The sequence below is a fragment of the Streptomyces sp. NBC_00846 genome, assembly GCF_045207325.1.
In the GTDB taxonomy this organism is placed as follows: Bacteria; Actinomycetota; Actinomycetes; order Streptomycetales; family Streptomycetaceae; genus Streptomyces.
The window spans coordinates 2280413-2294441 of record NZ_CP108846.1 but is presented as its reverse complement, the minus strand read 5'-3'; the positions used below and the strand labels follow the sequence as shown (position 1 = coordinate 2294441).

The following is a 14029-nucleotide window of genomic DNA, read 5'->3' as shown; positions in this document are numbered from 1 at the left end:
GGTGGCACCCGAGTACCTGACCGATGGGCATCCGGCGCGCCGCGCTTTCGCCCATGGCAGCGGAAAGCGGGAGCGCCCCGTCCGGGACGCCCCCGCTTTCCGCTTTCCGCTTTCCGCTGTTACGCCGCGTCCGCCGCCTGGGCCTTCAGGGCGCGCTCCACGCCTGAACGCGACTCGGACATCAGGCGGCGCAGGGCCGCGGACGGCTCAGCCGAGGACAGCCAGGCGTCCGTGGCGTCCAGGGTGGCCTGCGAGACCTGGATGGCCGGGTAGAGGCCGACCGCGATCTGCTGCGCCATCTCGTGGCTGCGTGACTCCCAGACGCCCTTGACCGCCGCGAAGAACTTCTCCGTGTACGGGGCGAGCAGCTCGCGCTGGTCGGTCTGGACGAAGCCGGCGATGACCGCCTCCTGGACGGCGTTCGGCAGCTTGTCGGACTCGACGACCGAGGCCCACGCCTCCGCCTTCGCCTCCTCGGTGGGGCGGGCCGCGCGGGCGGTCGCCGCGTGGCGCTCGCCCGCCGCCGTCCTGTCGCGCTCGTACTCGCCGGCGATCTCGTCCTCTTCGAACACACCGGTCGCGGCGAGCCGCTCGACGAACGCCCAGCGCAGCTCCGTGTCGACGGCCAGGCCCTCGACCGTCTCCTTGCCGTCGAGCAGCGACTGCAGCAGGTCCAGCTGCTGCGGGGTGCGGGCCGTGGCCGCGAAGGCGCGGGCCCAGGCCAGCTGGTGGTCGCTGCCCGGCTCCGCCGCACGCAGGTGCGCAAGCGTGGCCTCGGTCCACTGCGTCAGCCCGGCCTCGCGCCACTGCGGCGCCGCGTACAGGTCCAGCGACAGCTTCACCTGACGGTGCAGCGACTGGACGACGCCGATGTCCGACTCCTTGCCGATGCCCGAGAGCACCAGGGAGAGGTAGTCCCGGGTCGCCAGCTCGCCGTCACGGGTCATGTCCCACGCGGAGGCCCAGCACAGGGCGCGCGGCAGGGACTCGACGAAGTCGCCGAGGTGTGCGGTGACGACGCGCAGCGACTCCTCGTCGAGCCGGACCTTCGCGTACGACAGGTCGTCGTCGTTGAGCAGGATCACGGCGGGGCGGGCGGTGCCGGCCGGGAACGGCACGGTCGTGCGCGCGCCGTCGACGTCCAGCTCGATCCGATTCGTGACGACCAGCTTGCCGGCGTCGTCGAGGTCGTAGCAGCCGATCGCGATGCGGTGCGGGCGCAGCGTCGGCTCGCCCTTCGCGCCTGCGGGCAGGGCCGGAGCCTCCTGGAGGACGGTGAACGATGTGATGTGACCGTTCTCGTCCGTGACGATCTCCGGACGCAGGATGTTGATGCCCGCCGTCTCCAGCCACGCCTTCGACCAGGTCTTCAGGTCGCGGCCGGAGGTCTCCTCCAGCGCGCCCAGCAGGTCGGACAGCCGGGTGTTGCCGAACGCGTGCGCCTTGAAGTACGCCTGGACGCCCGTGAAGAACGCGTCCATGCCGACGTACGCCACCAGCTGCTTCAGGACCGAGGCGCCCTTGGCGTACGTGATCCCGTCGAAGTTGACCAGGACATCGTCCAGGTCACGGATGTCCGCCATGATCGGGTGCGTGGACGGCAGCTGGTCCTGGCGGTACGCCCACGTCTTCATGGAGTTGGCGAACGTGGTCCAGGAGTGCGGCCACTTCGAGCCCTCCGCGTACGCCTGGCAGGCGATCGAGGTGTACGTGGCGAACGACTCGTTCAGCCACAGGTCGTTCCACCACTCCATGGTGACGAGGTCGCCGAACCACATGTGGGCCAGCTCGTGCAGGATCGTCTCGGCCCGCGTCTCGTACGCCGCGTCCGTCACCTTCGAGCGGAACACGTACTGGTCGCGGATGGTGACCGCGCCCGCGTTCTCCATCGCGCCCGCGTTGAACTCCGGGACGAACAGCTGGTCGTACTTGGCGAACGGGTAGGCGTAGTCGAACTTCTCCTGGAACCAGTCGAAGCCCTGCCGCGTCACGTCGAAGATCGCGTCCGCGTCGAGGAACTCGGCCAGCGACGGACGGCAGTAGATGCCGAGCGGAACGGACTGGCCGTCCTTCTCGTAGCTGCTGTGCACCGCGTGGTACGGGCCGACGATCAGGGCCGTGATGTACGTCGAGATGCGCGGTGTCGGCTCGAAGGACCAGACATCGTCCTGCGGCTCGGGCGTCGGCGAGTTGGAGATCACGGTCCAGCCTGACGGGGCCTTCACGGTGAACCGGAACGTGGCCTTCAGGTCGGGCTGCTCGAAGCTGGCGAAGACGCGGCGCGCGTCCGGCACCTCGAACTGGGTGTAGAGGTACGCCTGCTGGTCGACCGGGTCGACGAAGCGGTGCAGGCCCTCGCCCGTGTTGGTGTACGAGCAGTCGGCGACGACCTTCAGCTCGTTGGAGCCCGCGACCAGGTGCGGGAGCGCGATGCGAGAATCGCGGAACACGGCCGCGACGTCCAGCGCGCGGCCGTTCAGCTCGACCTCGTGCACGGCCGGGGCGACCAGGTCGATGAAGGTCTCCGCACCGGCCTCGGCGGAGTCGAAGCGCACGGTGGTGACGGACCGGTAGGTCCCGCCCTCCTGCGCTCCGGAGAGGTCGAGATCGATCTCGTACGCGTCCACGGTCAGCAGGCGCGCCCGCTCCTGTGCCTCTTCGCGGGTCAGATTGGTGCCAGGCACGCGGTCATCTCCTTGGTATGCGACGTTTTCGGTCATCCTTCCACGTCGCATGCCCCATGCCCTATGCCCTATGCCCTGTGCCTGAGCGGAGTGGACTCGGGTGGCCTTTTGACGGATACGAAAGGGCGGCCACCGGTGCCAGGGTCTCTCGTTCGGATCAGGCGGGGCTCGTGTGCCCCGGTGCCGGATCCGGCCTGATCCCAACGAAAGACCCTGGGCGGCCGCCCTTTCACGCGTGCGGCGTCAGCCCTTCAGCTCCGCCGCCACCAGCTCCGCGATCTGGACCGCGTTCAGCGCCGCGCCCTTGCGCAGGTTGTCGTTGGAGACGAAGAGCGCGAGGCCGTTCTCCACGGTCTCGTCGACCCGGATCCGGCCGACGAACGAGGCATCCTTGCCCGCGGCCTGGAGCGGGGTGGGGATCTCGGAGATCTCGACGCCCGGGGCGTCCTTCAGCAGCTCGTAGGCGCGCTCGACGCTGATCGGACGGGCGAAACGCGCGTTGACCTGCAACGAGTGGCCGGAGAAGACCGGCACCCGGACACAGGTGCCGGACACCTTCAGCTCCGGGATCTCCAGGATCTTGCGGGACTCGTTGCGGAGCTTCTGCTCCTCGTCGGTCTCGAAGGAGCCGTCGTCGACGATCGAGCCGGCCAGCGGGAGCACGTTGAAGGCGATCGGACGCTTGTAGACGCCGGGCTCGGGGAAGTCGACGGCCTCGCCGTCGTGCGTGAGCTTGTCGGCCTCGGCGACGACCTTGGACGCCTGGCCGTGCAGCTCGGCGACACCGGCCATCCCGGAGCCGGACACCGCCTGGTAGGTGACGACGGTCAGCGTCTGGAGACCGGCCTCGTCGTGCAGCGGGCGCAGCACGGGCATGGCGGCCATCGTGGTGCAGTTCGGGTTGGCGATGATGCCCTTGGGCCGGTTCGCGATCGCGTGCGCGTTGACCTCGGAGACGACCAGCGGGACCTCGGGGTCCTTGCGCCAGGCGGAGGAGTTGTCGATCACGACGGCGCCCTGCGCGGCGACCTTCTCGGCGAGCGCCTTCGACGTCGCGCCACCGGCCGAGAACAGCACGATGTCCAGCCCGGAGTAGTCGGCCGTCGAAGCGTCCTCGACCGTGATCTCCCGGCCCTGCCACTCGATCGTGGAGCCCGCGGAGCGCGCGGAGGCGAACAGCCGCAGCTCGTCGGCCGGGAACTTCCGCTCGGCCAGGATCCTGCGCATGACTGTGCCGACCTGACCGGTGGCGCCGACGATTCCGACCTTCACAGGGACTCCTTCGAACGTACGAACTGGCACGGTTGCCGCTCCATGATGCGTATGTCGACGGCTTCCTTGTCCAATCCATTGTCCGCGGTACGGACAGCGCCCGCCCGCCGGCCGGTGGCGGGCACGGCAGTGGGGCGGGAGCTCCACCGAGCACCCGCCCCACTGTCGTGCGAATCACACAGCCGTACGAATCAGGCGGCGACCGCGGTCACCGCTGCGATACCACCCGCTACGGCGTGACCTTCTCGATCACGACGCTGCCGGTGCCCGCCGCGGTCCCGTGGCTGTTCACCAGGTGGACCTCGCCGAAGAACTGCCGGCCCTCGGGGGCCGCCCCGGCGGCCGTGACCTCGGCGCCGACCTGGGCCGAGGCGCCGTTGGCCAGGTGCACGGCCTTCGACTCGTCGACCTTGATCGTGCCGAGCGACGGCGCGTAGTACACATCGCGGTAGTTGTACGTGGTCGTCCCGGCCGGAACGGAATAGCCGTCGATCACGACGGTGTACGTACCGGCGGCCGGCTTCACCAGGCTGACCGACTCCTCGGACCCGGCCGTGGTGGACGCGCCGACCTGGGTGGCGCCCCGGAAGACGTACAGGTCGAGGTCCGCGTTGGCGTCCGACGTACCGCCGATGGAGATGTCCAGCTTCTCGACGCCCTCACCGATGGTGACCTCGAACTCCTGCTCGTCGCCCGTCTTGATCGACGGCTTGGCGACCTTGGCCGAGCCCAGCGAGCCGCCCTTGAGGGTGCCCTCCAGCTCGCCCGCGTTGTTGGTGACCTTCCAGCTCACCGCGGCGGGCGTGCCGATCTTCGCCTCGGCGATGGTCTGCACCGCCGGGTCGAAGGTCGCACCGAGCAGCGAGACGTCCAGCTTGTACGGGTTGTCCAGCAGCGGCGACGTACGCCGTGCCTCGACCTCGATCTCCCAGACGCCTGCCTGCGGGTCCTTGTAGGAGCGCACGTCGGGGCGGCAGGGGTTGGCCGGGTTCTCGTAGTTCGGGTAGCAGAAGGTCGTGGAGCTGTTCTCCATCTGCACCCCGTACGGGTGGAGGGAGATGAAGCGGGTCTGGCTGCCCGAGCGCAGCGCGCCCAGCGAGACCTCGAGGGTCTTGGCACCCTCCGGCACGGTCACGAAGTACGACGTGGTGCCGTTGCGCTGCACCGAGCCGGACGCCTTGAACGCGTAGTCGGGCTTCACGAGCTTGTCGGAGACGATCACCGTGGTGAGGATCTGCTGGTCCACACCGACGGTCTTGTTGTCGTTCACCAGCAGGATCGCGCTGTGCACGCCCGCGCTGCCCGGCTTCGCCTGGACCTTGACGGTGACGGGCTTGCCGAGCGGCAGGGAGACCGCGCCGGGACCGGTCAGCTTGAACGTGCCGTCGTTGTTCTTCCACGACAGCCGGTGCTTGACGTTCTTGTCCGGACCCGTGGTGCGGGTGATCGTGACGTCGTACGACTTCGTCTGGCCGACCTTCAGGCCGCCCTCGCGGTCGTAGAGGCCGGTGCCGAAGCCAGGGGTCTTGAGGTAGTCGGAGAGGGCCGTGTCGACCGGGGCCTTCACCGTGTACTCGTGCGCCGGGGCACCCTGCTTCTCGATGAGCTTCCAGGCGCCGACGATGTCGATCAGACCGGAGCCCTGGGCGTGCGCGGGCACATCCTTGATGTGGGTGGCGCTGCTGGTCAGCGCGGCGCGCAGATCGGCGGGCGGCAGCTCGATGTGCTGCTGCTTCGCGGCCGACAGCAGCAGCGCGGTCGCACCGGCGGCCTGCGGCGAGGCCATCGAGGTGCCCTGCAGCATGGAGTAACCGGCCGGCAGGCTGTAGCCCGCCTCCTTGACCGGGCCGCCGGGCAGCCAGGTCTGGGTGCTGTTGATCGCGGCACCCGGGGCCGTCAGGGTCGGCGTGAAGCCGCCGTCCTCACGCGGGCCGCGCGAGGAGAACGGCATCATGTCGTACTTCTTGGTGACGTTCGAGCCGTAGTTGGCGGCCCACGTCTCCTTGGAGATGGACGCGCCGACGGAGATCACGTGGTCGGCGAGGCCGGGGTCACCGATGGTGTTGACACCCGGGCCGTTGTTCCCGGCCGAGATGACCAGCTGGACGCCGTACATGTCGATGAGCCGCTTGTAGAGCCGCGTGCGGGCGTTTTCGCCGTCGTTGAGCGGCGGCAGGCCACCGATCGACATGTTGACGACATCGACACCGCGGTTCACGACGAGGTCGATCATGCCCTCGGTGAGCGCGATGTTGGTGCAGCCGCCGGACCAGGTGCAGGCGCGCGAGGAGACGATCTGGGCGCCGGGCGCGGCACCGTTCATCTTGCCGCCGAACAGGCCGTTCGCGGAGGTGATGCCCGCGACGTGGGTGCCGTGCTCGCTCTCGATGACGCCGATGTTCACGTAGTCGGACGTGTCGCCGGCCGCGTTGTAGACGACGTTCTTGCGCGTCTCCACGACGAACGGGATGCGCTCGACGACGTCGGTCCGCGGGTCGTCCGTGCCGAAGTAGGAGACCTGGTGGTCCTCCTTGTACGGCTTCAGAACGGTGTCGTCGGTGAAGTCGCCGTTGTCGTTCAGGTCGACGCGCGTAGTGCCGGTGACCGGGTCGTAGAGCACGGCCCACGTGTCGGTGGTGTCACCGTCGCGGTTCAGGTCGCCCGCCATGTCGCCGCCCTTGGTGGCGGCCTCGGCGAACATCTTGATCCGGTAGTCGCCGGCGGGCGCCTTGTACGTACGGCCCTGGTACGTGAACGTCGGGCCGGACACGGCGTCCGCCATCCGCAGCCAGGTGCCGTCGCCGTCGCTGACCGGGTCCGTGGCGGTCACCCAGTCGACGATCTTGCGGGCGCCGGTGGTGGTCTTCTGCAGCGCCGGGTGGCCGAGGTCGACACCCGAGTCGAGGATGCCGATGGTCACGCCGCGGCCGTCGGCCTTCGGGTGCTGCGCGACGAAGTCGACCGCGCCCGTCTCGAAGGACGGGTTGTACGGGTTCTTCGCCGGGGTCTTCCTGTCCGGCGCCGGGTAGCTGCCCGTCGACTTGATCCCGGCCGTGGAACCGGCTGCCCGGTCGGCGGCGGGCGTCGGGTCGTCCAGCTTGATCTCCTGCTTGAGATCGATGCCCTGGACGGACGACAGCTTGGCAGCCGCCTTGATGGCCGCGTCGGCCGACGCGGTGGGCACGGTGGCCCGTACGTAGCCGAGCTTGTCGTACGTACGCCCCATCACGGAGCCCTTGACGGCGTCCAACTGCTGGGCGACCTGCTCGGTCGCACCGGGAGTGGTGGCGACCATCATGGTGACGTTCTTCTCGCCCTTGGCCTTGGCCCTGGCCAGAAGGTCGGCGTCGGCCGCGCCGAGCTTGTCGCTCGTGGCGCCCTTCGCGGCGGACTTGACGGGAGAGGGGACGGGGGCGTCGGCGGCGAACACCGGGGCGGCGCCGGTGGCGGCCAGCGCGGCCACCAGACCGGCGGCGGCCGCGACTCGGGCCGCACGTCTCGCCCCGGGTATGGAACTGGAGGACTCGGAGGTCATCAGCATCCCTGAAAGTGAAAGAGAGAGTCCGGAATTCGGTACCGGATGACCGCTCACCCTTTCGTAAATGACAGGGGTTGTGGAGAGTTGGGGTGCATGAGATGGCGACATGGCAGAATCCCGCCACTGTGACTGATGTGCCATCAGGGATGAAGTGGCGAATAAGTGACCTGTGCGGCCCGGCTTTCAGTGGGGCAGGATCATCACGTACGCGGCCGGTTCGCGATCGGCCGCCGCCATCAGCGCGGTCCGTACCACGACCGCCTGCTGCTCCGTCGCGTTGCGGAGCCTTTTCGGCGAGAGATGGACGACCGTGATGCCGAGCCGTTCCAGATGCTCCCGCTCGGTGGTGTACGCGGCCCACTGCGCGTCGTGCTCCTCCTGGCGCCGGTCGTCGCCGAGCCTGCTGTGCAGGGGTGCCCTGGTGTCGAGGACCACGGCGACCGCCTCCTCGGGCCAGTAGGCGTCCACCCCGCCCAGGTGCGGGCCGCCGGGCAGCCGCAGGTCCACGTTCCACAGCGGCTCCGGCAGGCCGTGCGAACGCACCAGGTCGTACAGCCGGTTCTCCGCCAGCGCCCGGCCCTCGGCGAGCAACGCGTCGACGGCGTCCGCCACATGCGGACGGTCCAGCAGTTCGGCCCGGTTCAACTCGCTCACGACGGCGGCCGGTTCGCAATGTCCGCCGCGGACCGCCTCGGTGAGCAGGCTGCGTACCGCCGAGGCGTCCCCGAGTCCGGCGACCGCGTCGGCGAGCGCCCGCTCCACCGGGGCCACGGGCAGACCGTGCACCTCCTCGGGGCGGGGCGGTTCGGTTGCCCGCACCAGACGCACGTACCCCTCCGAGCGCAGCCGCCGGGTGCGCGGCACCAGCACATCGATCCTGGCCGCCGACGCGGGCGGCGGAGCGCCGGTGAACCCGTACAGGGCGAGCGCGGCGAGGCCGGTGACCATGGCCTCGCCGTACCCGGACTCCGCGCCCGCCTCCCGCCGGCGGCCACCGGAGGCCGGTGGCCGTCCGGCGTACAGCAGGGCGGCACGCAGCAGTTCCTCGCCGGTGGGCGGCTCCGGGTGCAGGACGTACACGCCGGGCAGCGGCTGCTGCCACGGCCCACCGGTCCGGCACTGCGCGGCGGCCTCCGCGACGGACACGCCGTGCGCCCTCAACTGCGCTGCGGACAGCACCCGTTGACGGACTTCGCCGGCGATGCGGAGGTGACAGGGGGAGAGCGGGGTGTTCTGGGTCATGCTCCGGGGTATCCCGCACGCGGTCGCGGCGCTAACCCCTGTTACACACCCGTCGACAATTCAGGACAACGCCGCCCTAAAGTACACGCGTTCGACAACCGGAAAGTGCCGACCTGCCTGTTCCCGGCCCGCCCCGCCACTTCCAGCCCGTCCGGCGTTCGAGGACGGAACCGCTGCCGGGCTGCCGGGTGACCGCATGAGGCCCCCACCCCGGACGGGCCCGAAAAGCAAGCCCGTCCGGAGATCGAGGACAAAACCCGGGGCGCCGGGCCCCGGCGCACCCGTCAGACCCCGGCTCCCGCGGCCGCCCCCGCGTCACACCCCTGTGCCCGCAGCGCCCGGGCCAGATCGTCCCGGGCCTCCAGTACCAGCCTCCGCAGCGCCGGTGCCGCGTCCGCGTGCGCGGCCAGCCACGCATCCGTGGCCGCGAGCGTCGACGGATCGTCCTGGAGCGCCGGGAACAGACCCTTGACCACGATCACGCCGATCTGGATCGACCGCTCGGCCCACACCCGCTCGATCGCGGCGAAGTACTTGTCCGCGTACGGTGCCAGCAACTCCCGCTGCGACGACTGCTCGAAGCCCGTGATCGTCGCCTCCACCAACGCGTTGGACAGCGCGTCCGACTCCACGACCCCCGCCCACGCCTGCGCCTTCACCGCCGCCGACGGCCGCGAGGCCAGGCACCGCACCTGGTGCCGCTTCCCGGACGCCGTGTCGTCGCGGGCCAGTTCGGCGTCGAGCACCGACTCGTCGGCCACCCCGTGCGCCGCCAGCGGGGACAGGAACGCCCACCGCAGTTCCTGGTCGACGTCCAGTCCGTCGAGCCGGGCCGAACCGTCCAGCAGCCCGGACAGCAGCTGGAAGTCCGTGTCCGAGTCGGCGACCGACGCGAAGAACCGCGCCCACGCCAACTGGTGCTCGCTGCCCGGCTCGGCGACCCGCAGCTCCCGCAGCGCGCCCTCGGCCAGCGCCCGGCCGCCCTCCTCGCGCCACCCGGGCGTCACGTAGTGCGTGAGCGCGGTCCGCGTCCAGACGTGCAGCATCTGGAGCACGCCGATGTCGGACTCCCGGCCGGAGAAGGCCAGCACGAGGGAGACGAAGTCACGGGCCGGCATCAGCCCGTCCCGGGTCAGGTTCCACAGCGCGGACCAGCACAGTGCCCGCGCGAGCGGGTCGGTGATGTCACCGAGGTGCGCCCGCAGTGTGGCCAGGGACGCCTCGTCGAAGCGGACCTTGCAGTACGTGAGGTCGTCGTCGTTGACCAGGATCAGCTCGGGCCGCTCGGCCCCCGCCAGCTCCCCGACCACCGTGCGCGGCCCCGCCACGTCCACCTCGGCGCGCGCGTACCGCACCAGGTCGCCGTCGGCGGCCCGCCGGTACAGGCCGACCGCGACCCGGTGCGGCCGCAGCTCCGGGTGGGATTCGGCCGCCTCCTGGAGCACCGCCAGCTCCGTGATCCGGTCCGCCGAGTCGTACGTGACCACCGGGGTCAGCGAGTTGACGCCCGCGGTCTGCAGCCACGACCGCGACCAGGCGGTCATGTCGCGCCCGGACGTCTCGGCCAGGACCGACAGCAGATCGCCCAGCTGCGTGTTGCCGTAGGCGTGCTTCTTGAAGTAGCGCCGGGCGCCCTCCAGGAACGCCTCCCGCCCCACGTACGCCACCAGCTGCTTCAGCACCGAGGCGCCCTTGGCGTACGTGATCCCGTCGAAGTTGAGCTTGGCGTCCTCCAGGTCACGGATGTCGGCCGTGATCGGGTGCGTGGACGGCAGCTGGTCGGCCCGGTACGCCCACGACTTGCGGTTGTTGGCGAAGGTGATCCAGCCGTCCCCGAAGCGGGTCGACTCCACCATCGCGAAGACACCCATGAAGTCGGCGAACGACTCCTTCAGCCACAGGTCGTCCCACCACTGCATGGTGACGAGATCGCCGAACCACATGTGCGCCATCTCGTGCAGGATGACGTTGGCCCGGCCCTCGTACGCCGCCTGCGTCACCTTGCCGCGGAAGATGTACTCCTCGCGGAACGTGACACAGCCCGGGTTCTCCATCGCGCCGAGGTTGTACTCCGGCACGAACGCCTGGTCGTACTTCCCGAACGGGTACGGGTAGTCGAAGTTGTCGTGGAAGAAGTCCAGTCCCTGCTTGGTGACGAGGAAGACGTCGTCCGCGTCGAAGTGCCGGGCCAGCCCCTTGCGGCACATCGCGCCGAGCGGGATCTCCAGCTTCGTACCGTCGTCGAACGTACGGCTGTAGGAGTCGGTGACGTAGTGGTACGGACCGGCCACGATCGCCGTGATGTACGTCGAGATCGGCTTCGTCCCGGCGAACCGCCACACCTCGCCGTCCCGCGACTCCGTCGCCCCGTTGCTCCAGACCGTCCAGTCCGCGGGTGCCGTCACCTCGAAGCGGAAGGGAGCCTTCAGGTCGGGCTGCTCGAAGTTCGCGAAGACCCGCCGCGCGTCGGCCGGCTCGTACTGCGTGTAGAGGTAGACCTCGCCGTCCTCCGGGTCGACGAACCGGTGCATGCCCTCGCCGGTCCGGCTGTACGCGCACTGCGCGTCGACCACCAGGACGTTGTCGCCCTCCGGCAGCCCCTCCAGCGCCACCCGCGTCCCGTCGAAGACGACGGCGGGGTCGAGCGGCTGCCCGTTCAGCGTCACCGCGTTCACGCTCGGCGCCACCAGATCCGCGAAGGTCGAGGCCCCCGTCCGTGCGGTGCGGAACCGGATCGTGGTCACCGAGCGGAAGGTCCGCGGACCGGAGGAGGCCCCGTCGCCGTCCCCTTCGGGCCCACCGACGGCGGAACGCAGATCGAGAGCGACCTCGTAACCGTCGACGCTCAGAAGCTCGGCCCGCTCACAGGCCTCGTCGCGGGACAGGTTCTCACCGGGCACGGCACACTCCTTTGTGTCACGTTCGAATAGTTTGATCCTCCCATGCCGCCACTCGACCCGGCATGCGGGAATGGCCGGTGCGCCCGGAGGCGTTCTCGCGCACAGGCGCGAACGCCCTCATGAGGAGAGACATGTCTGACAACAGCACGGCGACCGGCAAGATCCCTGCCGATTTCTGGTTCGACCCGCTCTGCCCCTGGGCCTGGATGACCTCCCGCTGGATGCTGGAGGTGGAGAAGGTCCGTGACGTCGAGGTCCGCTGGCACGTGATGAGCCTCGCCGTACTCAACGAGGACAGGCTCGACGAGCTGCCCGAGGAGTACCGCGAACTCCTGGAGAAGGCGTGGGCCCCCGTCCGCGTCGTCGTCGCCGCCCAGCAGAAGCACGGCGACGATGTCGTCGGCCCCCTTTACACGGCGCTCGGCACCCGCTTCCACAACCAGGGCGAGGGCCCGACCCGCGAGGCGATCGTGGCCGCGCTCCAGGACGTCGGCCTGCCCACCGAGCTGGCGGACTACGCGGACTCCGACGCGTACGACGCCGAGCTGCGCGCCTCCCACAAGGAAGGCATCGACAAGGTCGGCCAGGACGTCGGCACCCCGGTCATCGCCGTCCCGGGCCCGGACGGCGAGCAGATCGCCTTCTTCGGCCCGGTCGTCACCCCCGCCCCCAAGGGCGAGGAAGCGGCGAAGCTGTGGGACGGCACACTGCTGGTGGCGTCGGTCCCCGGCTTCTACGAGATCAAGCGGACCCGGACTGCCGAGCCCGACTTCGACTGAACCGGGCGACCGGGTGCGGGGCCGGGCCGCCGTCCGGCCCCGCACCCTTGCGGTCCACGCGGACAACAGGTACGGCGAACTGCCGCCGGAGCCGAGCGAAGGGAACAGGGCGGACATGGACGTACGACCGGCACGACGGTCCGAGGCGGGGGAGCTGACCGAGCTGGCCCTGGCATCGAAGGCCCACTGGGGCTACGACGAGGCGTTCCTCGCCGCCTGCCGTGACGAACTCACCCTGCACCCGGCCGACATCGACCGCCGACGTACGACGGTCGCCGAGGAGGACGGCCGCGTCCTGGGCTTCACGACCCTGGAGGGCGCCCCGCCCGAGGGCGCCCTCGGGATGATGTTCGTCGCCCCGGACGCCCTGGGCCGGGGCATCGGCCGGCTCCTGTTCGAGCACACCACGACGCAGGCCCGCCGCCTCGGCTTTGCACGCCTCACCATCGACGCCGACCCGAACGCCGAGCCGTTCTACCTCGCCATGGGTGCCGTACGGATCGGTGCGACCCCGTCGGGCTCGATCCCCGGCCGTGAACTGCCGCTGCTGGAGTACGCGTTCACGCCCCACTGACCTCCCGCCGGGGCCCGGTACGGGCGTACGTACCGGGCCCCGGCCCCCGGCCGGCCGGCGTCAGCCCGGAACGATGACGAGCTTGCCGCGTACGTGGCCGCCTTCGCTCTCCCGATGGGCGTCGGCCGCCTCGGACAGCGTGTACGTGCGAGCCACCGACAGGGTGAGTTCGCCGTTCTCGGCCAGCGCGGACGCACGCTCAAGACGCTCACGGATCGCACCGGAGCCGGCGAACACAAAGCGCACGCCGTGTTCCTCCGCCCGGTGGTCGGCGATGGTGACCACGCGCTCCGGCCCGCCGGTCACCTCGACGAGGGCCGGCAGCGAGCCCTTTCCCGCGGTGTCGAATGCCGCGTCCGCGCCGTGCGGCGCGATGGCGCGGATCCGCTCGGCGAGCCCCTCCCCGTAGGGCACCGGCTCGGCGCCGAGCGAGCGCAGATAGGCGTGGTTGCGCGCGCTCGCGGTACCGATCACGGTCGCGCCGAGATGCCTGGCGATCTGCACGGCCACGGACCCGACACCGCCGGCGGCACCGTCCACGACCAGCGTCTCCCCGGCCTTCACGCCGAGGTCGTCGAGCGCCTGGCAGGCCGTGTTGACCGCCACCGGCAGCCCGGCCGCGATCTCCCAGGACATGCTTGCGGGCTTCCGCGCGAGCTGCGCCACGGGCGCCACCACGAACTCGGCGTAGCCGCCCGCACCGATCGAACCGAAGACCTCGTCACCCGCCACGAAGTCGCTCACGCCCTCGCCGACGTCCCGGACGACACCGGCGACGTCGCCCCCGGGCACCGCGGGAAACTCCACCGGCATCGTCGCCGCGACGGCCCCGCTGCGCAGCTTCCAGTCCAGCGGGTTCACCCCGGCGGCCCGGACCTCGACCAGCACCTTTCCCGGACCAGGGCGCGGCACCTCGCGTTCCACGACCCGCAGAACCTCGGGCCCGCCGTACTCCGTGAACTGCACTGCGCGGTACGTCTTCACCATGTTCTCCTTCGGCCATGTGAGGTGTACCGGGACCGACCGGGACCGCTGACGCC

The 14029-nt window shown here is 70.3% G+C and carries 8 protein-coding genes; 2 read left to right on the top strand and 6 right to left on the bottom strand.

Translation table 11 applies throughout. The annotated features are described in order from the left end of the window. Positions 1–119: 119 nt before the first annotated feature. The 5 genes from pepN (OG936_RS10580) to pepN (OG936_RS10560) form a co-directional block, all read right to left on the bottom strand. A complete protein-coding gene (gene pepN, locus OG936_RS10580) occupies positions 120–2684 on the bottom strand; it encodes an aminopeptidase N (protein ID WP_406494127.1) in 2565 nt (854 codons plus the stop codon). 243 nt (positions 2685–2927) lie between these two features. Continuing rightward, complete coding sequence (locus OG936_RS10575; protein ID WP_406494125.1) at positions 2928–3956, bottom strand: aspartate-semialdehyde dehydrogenase; 1029 nt, start codon at positions 3954–3956, stop codon at positions 2928–2930. 229 nt (positions 3957–4185) lie between these two features. After that, positions 4186–7497, bottom strand: a complete 3312-nt coding sequence (locus tag OG936_RS10570; RefSeq protein WP_406494123.1) for a S8 family serine peptidase — start codon at positions 7495–7497, stop codon at positions 4186–4188. Positions 7498–7677: 180 nt separating this feature from the next. Continuing rightward, entirely contained in the window at positions 7678–8736 is a 1059-nt protein-coding gene (locus OG936_RS10565) for a hypothetical protein (RefSeq protein WP_406494122.1), read from the bottom strand. Between the two features lie 284 nt (positions 8737–9020). Further along, positions 9021–11636 (bottom strand): aminopeptidase N, encoded by a 2616-nt coding sequence (gene pepN / locus OG936_RS10560; protein WP_406494121.1) that lies wholly within the window; start codon positions 11634–11636, stop codon positions 9021–9023. Between the two features lie 131 nt (positions 11637–11767). Between pepN (OG936_RS10560) and OG936_RS10555 the strand changes: the two genes are divergently transcribed. Together OG936_RS10555 and OG936_RS10550 are read left to right on the top strand one after the other, a co-directional pair. Continuing rightward, positions 11768–12415, top strand: coding sequence for a DsbA family protein (locus tag OG936_RS10555; RefSeq protein WP_406494119.1), 648 nt, complete (start codon positions 11768–11770; stop codon positions 12413–12415). Positions 12416–12530: 115 nt separating this feature from the next. Next, positions 12531–12989: a GNAT family N-acetyltransferase gene (locus tag OG936_RS10550; RefSeq protein WP_406494118.1), complete on the top strand. Its 459-nt coding sequence runs from the start codon at positions 12531–12533 to the stop codon at positions 12987–12989. Between the two features lie 60 nt (positions 12990–13049). Here OG936_RS10550 and OG936_RS10545 read toward each other — a convergent pair whose 3' ends face one another. After that, positions 13050–13976: an NADP-dependent oxidoreductase gene (locus tag OG936_RS10545; RefSeq protein ID WP_406494117.1), complete on the bottom strand. Its 927-nt coding sequence runs from the start codon at positions 13974–13976 to the stop codon at positions 13050–13052. Positions 13977–14029: the final 53 nt, after the last annotated feature.

What these genes read in the sequence shown, in the direction of transcription:
- OG936_RS10555 (WP_406494119.1), top strand. Translation starts at nt 11,768, where the DNA reads ATGTCTGACAACAGCACGGCGACCGGCAAGATCCCTGCCGATTTCTGG.
- OG936_RS10565 (WP_406494122.1), bottom strand. Translation starts at nt 8,736, where the DNA reads ATGACCCAGAACACCCCGCTCTCCCCCTGTCACCTCCGCATCGCCGGC.
- OG936_RS10570 (WP_406494123.1), bottom strand. Translation starts at nt 7,497, where the DNA reads ATGCTGATGACCTCCGAGTCCTCCAGTTCCATACCCGGGGCGAGACGT.
- OG936_RS10545 (WP_406494117.1), bottom strand. Translation starts at nt 13,976, where the DNA reads ATGGTGAAGACGTACCGCGCAGTGCAGTTCACGGAGTACGGCGGGCCC.
- OG936_RS10550 (WP_406494118.1), top strand. Translation starts at nt 12,531, where the DNA reads ATGGACGTACGACCGGCACGACGGTCCGAGGCGGGGGAGCTGACCGAG.